A 13,801-nucleotide genomic window follows, 5' to 3' on the forward strand; every position below is an offset into this window, starting at 1 on the left:
CTTTCGATGTGGTGCCCGGTCAGCCGCACGGTGCGGCGATCCGGTCGAGTTCGCGGGTGGTCACGGTGCCGATGAAGCGTTCGGTGCGGTACCGGCGGCAGGCGGCGCGGACGTTGCCGGCCTTGCGGGCGTAGTCGACGGCGAGCACGACCTTGCCGGCGTCCCGCAGCGCCCGGACGTCGGCGAGGTTCTCTGCGCAGTAGTCCTCGGTGCAGGGCCGGTCGGTGGCGAGGAAGAACAGCTCCTCCACGCCGATGCCGTCGATCGCGTCGACGTAGCCGGGGTAGTGGCGCAGTTCCGGCGAGTTCTGCGGGACGATCCAGAATCCGGGCCGTCGCTGCCGGGCGTACCGGCTGACCCGCGCGATCAGGTCGACCATCGCGCGGGCCAGCCGGTCACGGGTCCAGCCGGGGACGAGACGCAGATCCAGTTCCTCGTACGCCAGCGGGGTGTCGAGGTAGACGCCGTCGAACCCGGCCTCGAGCGCCCGGTCGACGCGGACCCGCACGACCCGGTCCCACCACCGCTCGTCCCAGTAGCGCACGAAGTGCTCCTCGGGCCAGTCGCCCCACCGGTTGAGCACCAGGTCGCCGGCCTCCGCGCGCAGCGGGTCGTACTCCGGCCGGTACTGCTCGATGCTGCCGATCTCGAAGTACGCCAGCACCCGCTTGCCGGAGTCGCGGACCGTACTGATCTCGCCGGCGCGGAACAGGTCGGACCGCGCGTCGCGGGCCAGGTCGATCACCGCGATCCGTTGCGGCGCGCGGGCGATCGCCGCCAGGCCGTCCCCGTCGTAGCCCTGCAACTGGTACACCCAGCCGCCGGTGGCCGGCGCGGCGGAGCGGCTGGTGTCCCGCGGGCACCCGGTCAGCGCCGACGCGGTGAGCAGCAGCGCGGTGGCGAGCGCGGTCCGGCGGCGGCACCGGCCCGGCGCGTTCACCGGCCGGCGGTGGCATCGAGCCCGGTCCAGACGGCCTTCACCGACTCCGAGAGCTCGTACGTGGGCGCCCATCCGAGCGCTGCCCGGGCCCGGCCGACGTCGGCGCGGATCCAATCCACCCCGGTCGAGCGGGCCGGGCCGGTGCCCTGCTCGACGATCGCGCCCGGGTAGCCGGCGGCCTCGGCGAGCAGGCGGACCGCCTCACGGGACGTCACCGCCCGGCCGCTGGCGACGTTGACGACGCCGGTGCCCGGCTCCGGCGCGGTCACGGCGGCGAGCACCGCGGCCGCCACGTCCCGGACGTCGACGAAGTCCCGGTACGCGGTGAGCGGACCCAGCGTCACCTGGCCGTCCCCGCGGGCCAGCGCGTCCTGGATGAGCCCGGCGGCCCGGCCGAGCAGGTTGTCCCGGTGCAGTCCGGCGCCGATCGGGTTGAAGACCCGCAGGGTCACCCCGTCGACCCGGCCGTCCCGGTCGGCCAGCTGCAGCAGGCGCGTCGCGGCGAGGTGCGTCGTGCCGTACTCGCTGACCGGCTCGCACGGGTGGTCCTCGGCGACGCTGACGCCGTGGGCGACGATGCCGTACTCCGACGCCGAGCCGAGCCGGACCAGCCGGGCCCCCGGCACTGCGGCCGCGACGGCCTCGATGAGCCGGGCGGTCACCAGCGTGTTGCTCTCCACGAGGTCGTGCCCCGTGCCGGTGAGCCGGCCGGTGCAGTTGACGACCACGTCGGGCTGGACCTCCCGTACCAGGTCGGTCAGGGAGGCGAGGTCACCGGCGACGAGGTCGTGCCGGCTGCGGGGCGGGCAGACGACCGTGGCGATCCGCGGGTCGGCGGCGAGCGTCGTGCGCGCCTGCCCGCCGACGAACCCGTTGGCCCCGAACAGCAGTACCCGAACCTGGTTCATGCCGTCACCTCCGCTGCGCTGCGGCCTGCTCATGCCGCCACCTTGCTGCGCGTCGGAAGCAGGACCGGCTCGAGCTCGCCGAACCTGCGGTTGGCCTCGTCGTAGTCCTCCGGCCGGCCGATGTCGAGCCAGACGCCGCCGAAGTCGTAGCTGTTCGGGAACTCGCCCTGCCGCAGCAGGTCCTGCACCAGGCGGTCGAAGCCGAGCGGCAGGCCGGCCGGATACGGCTCGAGCGCCTTGCGGGACATCCCGTAGACCCCCATCGAGACCCGGTGCCGGTAGGTCGGCTTCTCGGTGAAGCCGACCACCCGGCCGGCCTCGACGTCGAGCACGCCGAACTCGGTGCGGATCGTCTGCGCGACGGCCGCGATCGTGAGCGTCGCGCCGGACACCGCGTGCGCGGCCAGCAGGTCGGCGTAGTCGATGTCGGTGAGCAGGTCCCCGTTCATGACCAGGAACTGCTCGGGCAGGTCGTCCTTGACGGTGAACAGCGGACCCACCGTCGACAACGGTGTGCTCTCCTCGACGTACTGGACCTCCAGCCCCCACCGGGTGCCGTCGCCGACGAACGCCCGGATCAGCGTGCCGAGGTGGTTGATCGCGAGCATGACGCTGGTGAAGCCGCGCGACGCCAGTTGCTCCAGGACGATGTCGAGAATCGCGTGCCGTTCTCCGATCGGCATCAACGGTTTGGGAAGTGCGGTGGTGTACGGGCGCAGCCGGACGCCCTTACCACCGGCCAGGATGACCGCGTGCATGTGTTGCGTGCCTCCGTTGAGTTTCGATGTCACCGGTACTGCCGGACGTGCCCGAGTGACGGGGACAGGGCGACGGACAGGAGTCCGAGCAGCAGTACGGCGCTGCCGAGATTGGCCAGGGTGTCGGTGAGCGCGGCCGGCGGCGCCGGCCACGCCACAGCGGTGGCGAGGAACGGGCGCCCGGCGAGGTGCGCCCCGAGCGCGACGGCCAGCACGGCGCACAGCCGTCCGTAGCCGCCGTGTCCTGCCAGGACGAAGATCAGGAAACAGGCGCCGGCGAGGGCGACCTGGGTGGCGGCCATCGCGGTGGCCGCCGGTGTGAGCCAGCCGGCGTGCCGCAGCGCGGCGAGCAGCGTGACCGCGGCCACGGCCGCGACGAGGCAGCAGGCGCCGACGTTCGCCGCCAGCAGCAGCCAGACCCGCCGCCGGAAGTGCCGCGGACCCCACGGGTCGTTCAGCATGCCCTGCGACCGCTCGCCGAACCGGCGGACCCGCCACTCCACGAACCCCATCGACACGACGAGCGGCAGCGCCGCGACGAGCACGTCGAAGCGGCCCGCCAGGTACGGCACCTGCCCCTGCAGGATCAGCGCCGCCAGCAGGGCGGTGTGGGCGACCACCAGCGCGAAGGTGGCCCAGCGGCCCCGCATCACGGCCCGGACGCCAGGCCCGGCCGGTGTCCCCGGCACGAGCAGCGCCCGCCTGACGGCGACGGCGAAGGTCACCGCGACACAGGCCACGGCGGGTATGAGCGCGGTCTCCGGCACCCGCCGGTCGCTCAGGGCGAACACGACGCCGGCGATCACGGCCGGCGACATGAGCGCCACCAGCCACACCTCGTCGCGCAGGTACAGCAGGAGGGTGCTCGCCAGCTGGTACGCCGCCACGGCCGGCACCAGCAACGCCACCGTCGGACCGCCACCGTCGGCGACGGCGATGACCGCGCCGAGCAGCCCTGCCACGCCGACACCGGTGACCGCCGACAGCGCCAGGAAGCGGCCCGCGGCGCGCTCGTCGCCGGCGTTGACGTACTGGTACGCGAGCCAGGTGATGCCCCCGGCCCACACCCAGCCCAGCAGCCCGGCCGCGACGATGGCGAGCACCGGCGGGCGCGGATGCGTGACGGTGGCGACGGCCGGGAACAGCATGACCGGCAGCAGGTACAGCGCGCCGTGGCACAGCTCCCGCAGCGTCTGGCCGCGCTTCCGGTGCCGGGGCGGACGCCGGGGCGAACGATGGGCCAGGCCGGCGAGGCGGACGCGCACCTCGTGGGCCAGCTCGAACACGTCGTGGTAGCCGTACTGGACCCGCGCGGTGCGGTCGGTGACGCCCTGCGCCTCCAGCATCGCGGCCACCTGCAGCCCGTCGACGAACCGGCCGCCGCTGCGGGCGTAGATCTCGGCGACGAGGACGTCGACCGGGTCCGTGCTGGCCTCCGGGCGGACGAGCATCGGTTCGAGCCCGGTGATCGGCATCTCGATCGTGTCGTCGGTCGCGAGCCCGCGGGCCATGACGGCCATCGACGTGAGCCGGCTGCCGGCCCCTGCCGCGCCGCTCATCGGCGGATCCAGGCGGAGGTGTCGTGGACGTCCCACAGCCCCCGGCTCCACGGCGCGCCGCCACGACCGCCCGCCCCCGTCCGGGACGCCGGGTCCAGGGCGGACGCGAGGCCACGCAGGTCGGTGGTGGCGACCCGCCCGACGGCGGCACGCCGCGCCGCACCGGTGGGCGCACGCTCCAGGTGTGGCGTCACCAGCCGCTCGTACAGACCCCGGTAGTCGGCCAGGGACTGGGTCAGGGTGAACCGGTCGAGGACCCGCTGCCGGGCCTCGGCGGCCAGCCGGCTTCGCAGCTCGGGGTCGCGCAGCAGGGTCACGCACGCGTCGGCGACGGCGTCCACGTCCCGCGGCGGGACCACGAACCCGGCGTCGCCGACCGCCTCGGAGACCCCGCCCACGTTGGTGCACACCATGGTCCGGCCGCAGGCCATCGCCTCGATGACCGTGTACGGGAAGCCCTCCGAGATGCTGGTGAGCGCGACGATGTTGCCGCTGTGGTACGCCTCGACCAGGTCGGGCGCGTTGCCCTCCAGGCGCGCGGCGTCGGCCAGGCCGAGCCGCTCCACAAGGGCGAGGCAGCTGTCGCGGTACCGCAGGTCGGTCGCCGAGCCGTAGATGCGCAGCCGGGCGCCGGGCACCCGGTCCCGGACCACGGCGAAGGCCCGGATCAGCGTGTGCAGGTCCTTCAGCGGGTCGATCCGCCCGACGAAGACGACGGTCGGCTCGTCCGGCTCGGTCTTCGCGCTGGGGAACAGCTCGGGCGCGACGCCGTTGTACATCGTCCACATGCGGCCCGGGTCCGCGCCGTTGCGCAGCTGCCAGCGGCGGTTGTACGCGGAGTGCGGCGCGAGCGCGTCGGCGAGGTGGTACGCGGCGCCGGCGACGCTGCGGTGGAAACCCAGCAGCAGCACCGTGACCGGGTGCGGCAGGTCGCCGTGCATCTGCTCCAGGTACCGCTCGCGCAGGTACACACCGTGCTCGGAGATCAGCAGGGGCGTGTCGTGCGTCCACTTCGCCGTCATCCCGACGAGCGCCGACAGGCCGTTCATCGCACAGTGCACCACGTCGGCGCGCGTCGGCGGGACGGTGAGCGGGCGCAGCATGTGGCCGATCAGCCTGGCCGCCTGCGCCGCGTCGGCCAGCGTGAGCCGCAGCGGCCGGCCTGCCAGGGCCGGGTGGTCGGCGCCCAGCGCGGCGCCGACCTCCCGCCACCGGTCCTGCATCGCGCCGAGCGCGGCGTTCGAGCCGACCGCCGCGGCGAGGTCGCCGCCGTCGGCCGCGAACTCGTACAGGCCGCGCAGCGCGAGCAGGAACCGGCTGCGCTGGACCGTGGCCCGGTCCGGGCTCGGGTCCGGCGGCGTGATCAGTGCGGTGAGGAACGTGTCGTACGCGGCACGGAACACCGTGGCGGGGCGCCCTCGGGTGCGCCGGCGGCGAGCGCCGCCAGCGCACCACAGCGGGATCGACACGACCCGGTCGAGATTGGCGGGGCTCTCCCAGCGGGAGCGCTCACTGCCGTCGACGGTGAGCGCCACCACCTCCCACCGGTACTCGGGCATGCCGCGCACGAGCTGGTCGCACCACACACTGACCCCGCCGTGCGCGAACGGGTACGTGCCCTCGGACACCAGCGCCACCTTCACGACCGCGGACTCGCCGGGACGGTCACCGCGGTGCCGGCGGACAGCGTGAGCTTCGAAGAGACCTCGGTGCCGTACGTGCTCGCACCCGCCGCCGTCACGCCGCTCACGGTCAGCGCCCCCGCCAGCGGCGACGTCACGGTGACCGTGCGGGCCACCGGGTCGTACACCGCGTCGACGTTGCCGCGGACCTGGGCGAAGTGCGCGATGCGGTGCGTCGCGTACGCACTCAGCGCCGTCCAGTCCGGGTTGAGCACCGGCACCGAGTAGTAGCCGCTGTACTTCGCCAGGACCCGCTCCACCCAGTCGGTGGCCAGCGTGCGGCCGGAGCCGTAGTCGCGCAGGTTCGCGATGTGGAACGTGTGCGTGTACAGCGACCCGGTGGCGAGATGGCTCAGCGCGACGTCGGCCTCGTAGTCGAGCATCTGGGCGTAGGTGAGGTTCGTCGGCCAGTACGGGAAGCGCCCGCCGGGCCCGTAGTACGAGTTGTAGAACGCGATCTGCTCCGCCGGCGTCGTCGTGTGGTACGCGATGTTCGTCGGCCAGTCGGGGACGATCGTGATCCCGGGCGACAGCGGGTGGACCTTGCCGCAGTTGAAGCAGTCGGGCACGTGGCTGGCGAAGGACATGTTGCCGTGCACGTACCGCACGCCCAGGTCCCGGGCCGCGTTGAGGAACTGCTGGTTGGACGCGGCGAGCCCGAAGTCCGTCGGCGGGTTCACGTCGTCGTCCGGGTTCGGGTTGTACACGCCGAGCCCCGAGTACTCACCGGTCTTGAGGATCGCGGACGGCTGCGACAGTCCCAGCCGGGTGGCGACCGTGCGGTTGGCGGAGATCTCGTTCGCGCTCGTGGCGTAGTCGGTGGTGTTCAGCTCCGGGTGGGTCAGCGTGTGGTTGATCCACCGGAACTTCTTGGACAGGCACCGGCTGGTGGCGGTGAGCGTGGTGACGCCGCCGTTCGGGCTGCACCGCGCGCCCGATGTCAGGTCCGCGTCGCCGCCGTTGTACGCCAGGTTGAACGTGAAGTTCGACGCGAGCGGGTACGCGCCGCGCAGGGCGGTCAGGCGCTGGTCGGTGTTGTACGCGTCGTGGCCCGACATCTGGAAGCCCGGGTCGGACTCGACGTGCCCGTCGGGGAAGTAGTGGTCGGCGCTGTTGAACCAGTCGTCGATGTCGACGTTGATGAAGTGCCGTTGCTCGCCGAGGAACAGCCCCCGGCTGGCCCACCGCAACAGACCGTACGTCAGCAGGTTCGCCTGCAGCAGGTACTGGTTGGAGGTGAAGGTGAGCGCCATCCGCTCGCGGCCGTCCGTGGACGTGGTGCGCACACCGAGCACGTCGCTGCCGTTGACGAGGACCGGGTCGGCGGCGCAGCCGGCGGTGACGCGCGTGCGGTACACGTACGACTGCGTGATCGGCACCTGGGCCGTCGACTTGAGGTAGTCGAAGACGCCGGCGCCGGCCGTCGTCAGCGACGCCGGCAGCGCGGTGTCGCCGACGGAGCCTTCGCTGGACGGGGACAGGCAGTAGCTCTCCGGCCAGGCGCCGTAGCTGGTGTACAGGCTCACCTGGCGGACGGCGTAGTCCCGCTCGTAGGCCCACAGCAGGTTCCACTCGTCGGCGTCGAGGCCGCTGACGTACCCGCCGCCGCTGGCGTACATCAGCATGCTGCTGGTCAGCAGGACGGCGTTGTACCGCCCGGTGCCGTCGGGCCGCACCAGGGACGCGGCCGTCAAGGGCTGGTCCTTGCTGAGCAGGACGTCGTACGTGGCACCGGCCCGGTCCAGCGTCGAGGTCCAGGTCTCGACGCCCCAGTCGGTGCCGTCGACGCCGACCACGAGCGCGCGGAGGCCGACCTTGCCGTTCGCCGGCGCGGCCAGCGTGGCTGCCGGGCCGGCCGACTTCCCGGCGGCGGAACCCGGCTTGCCGGAGCGCAGGGTCAGGTCGCGTCGCAGGGGCACCGCGCCCTTCGTCTTCGGCAGCGGTGCGCCGCGGTTGGTGACCCGGTGCGGCGCGGGCTCGCCGAGGACGAGGGTGTGCCCGGAATCGTGGGATGGCTGCTGGCGCCCCGGTTGCAGGGCCACGGCCTGCTGTGCCCCGCTCATGACGAGGACGGCACACAGGGCGGCAGCGGCGGACACCCGGAGTAACAGCCGGGTGCCTGGCGTTCGTGCCGTGATCATGAGAACTCCGGTCGGTTCGAAATGCAATTGGTTCAGAAAATCGCGGTGCGGCGAAATCGCGCACGAAAGCACCGCGGGACAACGGCGAATACGCGCCCGGCGGGGAAATTGAATGGGACGAACCGATGTTACGAGTCTGTTAGAAGGGTGGGATTCGACCTCTGCATGAGATCGTGGGTGGGCTGATTTCTCACCCCGGACTGTGGGTCCGCGGCGGCCGGCACGGCCCGCTCACTTGTGATCTTGTGCGGTTGGTCGAAGTCGCGTCGTGGTCGTCCGGACGGCCGGGACGCGACTTCGATCCAGGGTGGTCGGGCCGGTGGTCCGGCCCGCCATACCGCAGCGCTAGGAGATCTGGTCGCGGAACCGGAACACCATGGCCGACCAGCCGGTGTCGGGGGTACCGCCGTCGAGGGCGGCGCTGATCGCCCGCTCCTCGAACGCGAAATGCGACTCCATGATGGCGGCTAGGCCGTCCAGTTCACTATTGATCGCGGGCGATGGGTCAGGCGAGGAGGCGAGCTCGGCGACGCGGGACAGGATCCAGGCGATCATCCCGTGGTCCTCGACGAGCTTGGCGATCGTGCCGGAAAGGTCGGGGCGCAGCCGGAGCAGTTCGGCGAACATGCCCGTGTCCTCGCCCTGGTGGTGGGCGGTCAGCGCGGCGCAGAAGGCGAGGCAGTGGGTGGGCAGGTCCCGGGCGCGGCCGGCCCGCAGGTCCCGGAGTTGGTGGCGCAGGTCGTCGTGTGCCTGCGCGAGCTGTGCGCTGAGCGCGACCGCGCGGTCGTGGGTGGCCAACGGATGGCGTCCTTCGGTTGCACACCTCCATGCCTGACGCAGACCGTCACCGGCACGCGATGCTGCCACTCATCCGATCATGCCCCGCAGGGCGGCGCAAGGACGGTCAGCCGCCGGCCGAGTGCCCGGCCGGGTGTCCAGCCAGGTGCCCGGCCAGGTGGTCGACCACGTCGCGGGCGTCGTCCTCGATGCCGTGGATGAAGGTCGACTTGCGCCGCCGCAGCACCGGCAGGCCCAGCGCGTACAGGCCGGGGGAGGCCAGCACGCCGCCGTCGTGCGCCAGGCGGCCCTTGGCGTCCATGACGGGGACGTCGAGCCAGTCGTACTCGGGGCGGAACCCGGTCGCCCAGACGATGCTGCGGATCTCGCCCGAGCGCAGGTCCAGCTGCAGCCGGGACGAGGCCGGCACGGTCGTCGGGGCGAAGCGCTCCCCGGTGCCGCCGGCGAACGCGTCGAACGTGTCCAGCAGGCGCTGCAGCTTGAGGTCGGCGAGGGCGAACACGTTGCGCAGCCCGCCGGAGAACAGGGCCCGGCCGTCGCGGACCGCCGCCCAGCGGCCGACGAGCGACACGCCGAGGGCGGTGAGCGCGTTGAGGTCCACGCTGGAGCGGTCCGGGGTGCCGGCCAGCTGCGGTGACGGCAGCCGGCGGGCGCGGGTGAGGTCGTCGATCTCGTCGTAACGCTGGTCCCACACCCCGGAGGCGTCCATCCACCAGAGGATGTCGCGGCCACGGTACGTGCGCGGCAGCCGGGTGTGCTCGCCGACGGACAGCGTGACCGGCCGGCCGGAGCGCTGCAGCTCGGCGGCGAGCTGCACGCCGGTCGCCGAGGCCCCGACGACGAGCACGCCGCCGTCGGGGAGCTTGGCGGGGTCGCGGTAGTCGAACGGCGTGAACTGCTCGACGGAGGACGGCACCGCCTCGTGGAAGGCGGGCACCACGGGCCGGTTGCAGGCCCCGCTGGCGATGACCACGGCGCGGCACCGCAGCGGGCCGGTGCTCGTCGTGACCAGGTAGCCGTCGTCGGTGCGGCGCACCGACGTGACCTCGGTGCCGGTGCGCACCGGGGCGGCGGTGACGGCGGCGTAGCGCTCGATGAGGTCGACGACCTCACCCATCGTCATGTACCCGTCGGGGTCGGGGCCCTCGTAGGGCATCCCCGGCAGGCGGGACTGCCAGCTGGGGGTGAGCAGCCGCAGGGAGTCCCACCGCTCCCGGCGCCACGAGTTGGCGACCTCGCCGCGCTCCAGCACGACATGGTCGATCGACCGCTCGCGCAGGAAGTGGCTCGCGGCGAGGCCGGCGTGTCCGGCGCCGATGACGACGGTGGTGACGTCCAACTCAGGTTCCTCAGGCCACTTCGACGGTCACGTCGGTCGGGTTGGTGAGCGCGTCGAAGACGGCGGAGCGCTTCTGCGACTGCGCGACGAGCGCCTCGATCTCCTCCTTGGAGGCGTCGGCGTCGATGTTGAAGGTCACCTTGATGTCGTTGAACCCGTTGCGCACGTCGGCGTCGGCGCCGAGGATGCCGCGGATGTCGTGCTTGCCCTCCACGACCGCGTCGACGGAGCGCAGCTGGATGCCGCGGTTCTGCGCGACGGACGCCACGCCCGCGGTCAGGCAGCCGGCGAGGCCGACCAGCAGGTACTCGATCGGGGTGATGCCGTTGTCCTCGGCGGCGAAGACGGCGGGGTGGTCGGCGTCGAACACCGACTCGTTCTTGTGGCTCTGCTCCTGGCCGAGGCCGTAGAACTGCTGGACGCGGGTCGTGCTGTGCACGCCGTGCTCCCACTTCGACGTGGCGCGCCAGGTGAACTGCGCCGCCTCGGGCGCGCCCTGCAGCGCGGTGCGCGCCTCGAGCAGGGCCTGGACGTTGACGCCGTTCTCAACCGTGGTCATGAACGTGACGCTCCTCTCACATCAACGAACAACCATTATCCCCATCGGGTTGGTTGACAGTACATCGGCTGCCTGGCTGCGGCTATGATCGCCACCATGACTTCGGCCTCGACCCGTACGGCCGGCTCGGTCGGCGTCGTCGAGACACAGTACGCCGACCTGCCCGCGCCAGTTCCGCTCGACTGCGGCCGGGAGCTGCCCGTCCGTGTCGCATACGAGACGTACGGGACACTGTCCCCCGAGCGGGACAACGTGCTCCTGGTCTGCCACGCGCTCAGCGGCGACGCGCACGCGGCGGGGGAGTCGGCGAAGCCGCGGGAGAGCACCCGAGACGGGTTCGGCGCCGAGGACCGCGACGGCGCTGCCGGCAAGGGTCTCGGATGGTGGGACGGCATGATCGGCCCGGGTAAGGCGTTCGACACGGACCGTTACTTCGTGGTGTCGACGAACCTGCTCGGCGGCTGCGGCGGCACCACCGGCCCGGCGTCGCTCGACCCGGCGACAGGCCGGCCGTATGGCGCGGACTTCCCCGTGATCACCGTCGCTGACATGGTACGGACCGAGCGGGCGCTGCTCGACGTGCTCGGCATCGAGCGCCTGGCCGCGGTCGCCGGTGGGTCGCTCGGCGGGATGCAGGCGCTGCAGTGGGCGGTGACGTATCCCGACCAGGTCGACGCGGTCGTGGTGATCGCCAGCACGCACGCGCTGCACCCGCAGGGCCTGTCGTGGAACGCGATCGCCCGCGACGCGATCATGCGCGACCCGGACTGGCAGGGCGGCCGGTACTACGGCACCGGCCGCAAACCCGACGCCGGCATGGGCGTGGCCCGGATGGTGGGGCACGTCACCTACCTGTCGTCGGCGTCGATGGGCGACAAGTTCGGCCGGCGGCTGCAGTCCTCCGACGACATCCGCTACACGATCACCGACGCCGAGTTCCAGGTGGAGAGCTACCTGCGGCACCAGGCGGAGACGTTCGTGCGCCGGTTCGACGCCAACACCTACCTGTACACCTCCCGCGCCCTGACCTACTTCGACCTGGCCCGCCAGCACGGCGGCGGGTCGCTGGTGAAGGCCCTGGAGGGCGTGCGGGCCAAGGCGCTGCTGATCGCGTTCAGCTCCGACTGGCTGTACCCGCCGCTGGCCTCGCAGGAGATCCACGACGCGCTGCAGGAGCTCGGTAAGCCGGTCGAGCTGCACGTCATCGACGCGCCGTACGGCCACGACTGCTTCCTGCTGGAGGAGGCCCGGCAGACGCCGATCATCCGGGCGTTCCTGGGAACCGACGAGAAAGAGGCACCGTGACCGACCAGCCCCTGCGGGCCGAGCAGGCCCGCGAGTTCGGCTTCGAGACCCGCCAGTTGCACGCCGGGCAGCGGCCCGACCCCAACACCGGCGCACGGGCGGTGCCGATCTTCCAGACGACCAGCTACGTCTTCGAGGACCCCGAGTCCGCCGCCGCGTACTTCAACCTGCAGGAGTACGGCAACACGTACTCACGCATCATGAACCCGACGGTGGCCGTGTTCGAGGAGCGGGTGGCGAACCTCGAGGGCGGCAGCGGGGCGGTCGCGTTCGCCAGCGGCATCGCCGCGCAGGCCGCCGCGCTGTTCACCCTGCTGCAGCCCGGCGACCACGTGGTCTCGTCCTCCGCGCTGTACGGCGGCACCGTCAACCAGTTCAAGCACCTGCTGCGCAAGATGAACGTGGACGTGACCTGGGTCGACCCCGACGACCCGGAGGCGTGGCGCAAGGCGGTCCGCGACACCACGAAGGCGTTCTTCGGCGAGACGATCGGCAACCCGTCCGGCAACGTGCTGGACATCGAGACCCTCGCCGGCATCGCGCACGAGCACGACCTGCCGCTCATCGTGGACAACACGTTCGCCACGCCGTACCTGTGCCGCCCGATCGAGTGGGGCGCCGACATTGTCATCCACTCGGCGACCAAGTTCATCGGCGGGCACGGCACCAGCATCGGCGGGGTCGTGGTCGAGGCGGGCGCGTTCAACTGGTCCAACGGCCGGTTCCCGGTGGTCGCCGACCCGTCCCCGGCGTACCACGGCCTGCAGTTCCACGAGACGTTCGGCACGTACGGCTACCTGATGAAGCTGCGCGCCGAGACGCTGCGCGACCTCGGGGCGGCGCTGTCGCCGTTCAACGCGTTCCTGTTCCTGCAAGGGCTGGAGACGCTGTCGCTGCGCATGGACCGGCACGTCGCCAACGCCCGGAAGGTCGCGGAGTTCCTCGAGGGGCACGCCCTGGCCGCCAACGTGACCTACCCCGGCCTGCCCGGCAGCCGGTACCTCCCGCTGGTCGACAAGTACCTGCCGCTCGGCGCGGGCGCGGTGTTCTCCTTCGAGTGCGCCGGCGGCCGCGACGGCGGGCAGGACCTGATCCGGGGCGTGTCGCTGTGGTCGCACCTGGCCAACGTCGGCGACGCGAAGAGCCTCATCATCCACCCGGCGAGCACGACGCACCGCCAGCTCAGCGACGACGAGCTGCGCGCGGCCGGGGTCGCCCCGGGCACGGTGCGGCTGTCGGTCGGCACCGAGTCCGTCGACGACCTGATCTGGGACCTCGAGCAGGGCTTCGCGAACGTGAAGGCAGGCTGACCATGACCGAGCTCAGCAAGTACCAGGACCCGCTGACGATCCAGCGGGTGCTGCACGGCGCCAGGACGATCGCCGTCGTCGGCCTGTCGGGCAACGAGCTGCGCGCCAGCCACTTCGTCGGCTACTACCTCAAGCGGCACGGGTACCAGGTGATCCCGGTGAACCCGCGCGAGCCGCGGATCCTCGGCGAGACCAGCTACGCCAGCCTGCGCGACGTCCCGGTGCCGGTCGACGTCGTCAACGTGTTCCGCGCCCCCGACGCGCTGCCGGGCATCGCCCGCGACGCCGTCGCGATCGGCGCGAAGGCCCTGTGGACCCAGTTCGGCGTCATCAACGCCGAGGGCACCCGCATCGCCGAGGAGGGCGGGCTCACGGTCATCGTGGACCGCTGCCTGAAGGTGGAGCACGCCCGCTACGTGGGCCGGATGCACTGGCTCGGCTTCAACACCCAGCGCATCACGGCCGTCCGCGGCGGCCTGCAGTAGCGGGACGGCCCTGACCG

At 72.2% G+C, this 13,801-nt stretch carries 12 protein-coding genes; 3 read left to right on the forward strand and 9 right to left on the reverse strand.

Annotated elements, in window-relative coordinates:
• Positions 1 to 19: 19 nt before the first annotated feature.
• The 9 genes from AB0H83_RS30605 to AB0H83_RS30645 form a co-directional block, all read right to left on the reverse strand.
• Positions 20 to 940 (reverse strand): endo alpha-1,4 polygalactosaminidase, encoded by a 921-nt coding sequence (locus AB0H83_RS30605; protein ID WP_360100783.1) that lies wholly within the window; start codon positions 938 to 940, stop codon positions 20 to 22.
• Positions 937 to 1,881, reverse strand: coding sequence for an NAD(P)-dependent oxidoreductase (locus tag AB0H83_RS30610; RefSeq protein ID WP_360100786.1), 945 nt, complete (start codon positions 1,879 to 1,881; stop codon positions 937 to 939). The genes AB0H83_RS30605 and AB0H83_RS30610 overlap by 4 nt, the downstream gene beginning before the upstream one ends.
• Entirely contained in the window at positions 1,878 to 2,606 is a 729-nt protein-coding gene (locus AB0H83_RS30615) for a sugar phosphate nucleotidyltransferase (RefSeq protein WP_360100789.1), read from the reverse strand. Before AB0H83_RS30615 ends, AB0H83_RS30610 begins: the two co-directional genes overlap by 4 nt.
• A 29-nt stretch (positions 2,607 to 2,635) precedes the next feature.
• Positions 2,636 to 4,165: a hypothetical protein gene (locus tag AB0H83_RS30620; protein ID WP_360100792.1), complete on the reverse strand. Its 1,530-nt coding sequence runs from the start codon at positions 4,163 to 4,165 to the stop codon at positions 2,636 to 2,638.
• Positions 4,162 to 5,793, reverse strand: a complete 1,632-nt coding sequence (pelF, locus tag AB0H83_RS30625; RefSeq protein WP_360100795.1) for a GT4 family glycosyltransferase PelF — start codon at positions 5,791 to 5,793, stop codon at positions 4,162 to 4,164. Before pelF ends, AB0H83_RS30620 begins: the two co-directional genes overlap by 4 nt.
• 11 nt (positions 5,794 to 5,804) lie before the next feature.
• On the reverse strand, positions 5,805 to 7,910 hold the full coding sequence (locus AB0H83_RS30630; protein WP_360100798.1) for a hypothetical protein: 2,106 nt from the start codon (positions 7,908 to 7,910) through the stop codon (positions 5,805 to 5,807).
• Between the two features lie 423 nt (positions 7,911 to 8,333).
• Positions 8,334 to 8,786: a hemerythrin domain-containing protein gene (locus AB0H83_RS30635; protein WP_360100801.1), complete on the reverse strand. Its 453-nt coding sequence runs from the start codon at positions 8,784 to 8,786 to the stop codon at positions 8,334 to 8,336.
• Positions 8,787 to 8,892: 106 nt separating this feature from the next.
• A complete protein-coding gene (locus AB0H83_RS30640; RefSeq protein WP_360100804.1) occupies positions 8,893 to 10,125 on the reverse strand; it encodes an NAD(P)/FAD-dependent oxidoreductase in 1,233 nt (410 codons plus the stop codon).
• 10 nt (positions 10,126 to 10,135) lie between these two features.
• Positions 10,136 to 10,684, reverse strand: a complete 549-nt coding sequence (locus AB0H83_RS30645; RefSeq protein WP_360100807.1) for an OsmC family protein — start codon at positions 10,682 to 10,684, stop codon at positions 10,136 to 10,138.
• A 96-nt stretch (positions 10,685 to 10,780) separates the two neighbouring features.
• Between AB0H83_RS30645 and AB0H83_RS30650 the strand changes: the two genes are divergently transcribed.
• The 3 genes from AB0H83_RS30650 to AB0H83_RS30660 are packed head-to-tail and all read left to right on the forward strand — an operon-like array spanning position 10,781 to position 13,784.
• Positions 10,781 to 11,989, forward strand: a complete 1,209-nt coding sequence (locus AB0H83_RS30650) for a homoserine O-acetyltransferase (RefSeq protein ID WP_360100810.1) — start codon at positions 10,781 to 10,783, stop codon at positions 11,987 to 11,989.
• Positions 11,986 to 13,299 (forward strand): O-acetylhomoserine aminocarboxypropyltransferase/cysteine synthase family protein, encoded by a 1,314-nt coding sequence (locus tag AB0H83_RS30655; protein ID WP_360100813.1) that lies wholly within the window; start codon positions 11,986 to 11,988, stop codon positions 13,297 to 13,299. Before AB0H83_RS30650 ends, AB0H83_RS30655 begins: the two co-directional genes overlap by 4 nt.
• A 2-nt stretch (positions 13,300 to 13,301) precedes the next feature.
• Complete coding sequence (locus AB0H83_RS30660; RefSeq protein WP_360100816.1) at positions 13,302 to 13,784, forward strand: CoA-binding protein; 483 nt, start codon at positions 13,302 to 13,304, stop codon at positions 13,782 to 13,784.
• The last annotated feature ends 17 nt before the right edge of the window (positions 13,785 to 13,801 follow it).

The organism is Dactylosporangium sp. NPDC050688, assembly GCF_040654515.1.
GTDB lineage: Bacteria > Actinomycetota > Actinomycetes > Mycobacteriales > Micromonosporaceae > Dactylosporangium.

Coding starts and splice junctions, on each gene's coding strand:
- AB0H83_RS30610 (WP_360100786.1), bottom strand. CDS start 1,881: ATGAGCAGGCCGCAGCGCAGCGGAGGTGACGGCATGAACCAGGTTCGG.
- AB0H83_RS30615 (WP_360100789.1), bottom strand. CDS start 2,606: ATGCACGCGGTCATCCTGGCCGGTGGTAAGGGCGTCCGGCTGCGCCCG.
- AB0H83_RS30620 (WP_360100792.1), bottom strand. CDS start 4,165: ATGAGCGGCGCGGCAGGGGCCGGCAGCCGGCTCACGTCGATGGCCGTC.
- AB0H83_RS30630 (WP_360100798.1), bottom strand. CDS start 7,910: ATGAGCGGGGCACAGCAGGCCGTGGCCCTGCAACCGGGGCGCCAGCAG.
- AB0H83_RS30645 (WP_360100807.1), bottom strand. CDS start 10,684: ATGACCACGGTTGAGAACGGCGTCAACGTCCAGGCCCTGCTCGAGGCG.
- AB0H83_RS30650 (WP_360100810.1), top strand. CDS start 10,781: ATGACTTCGGCCTCGACCCGTACGGCCGGCTCGGTCGGCGTCGTCGAG.
- AB0H83_RS30660 (WP_360100816.1), top strand. CDS start 13,302: ATGACCGAGCTCAGCAAGTACCAGGACCCGCTGACGATCCAGCGGGTG.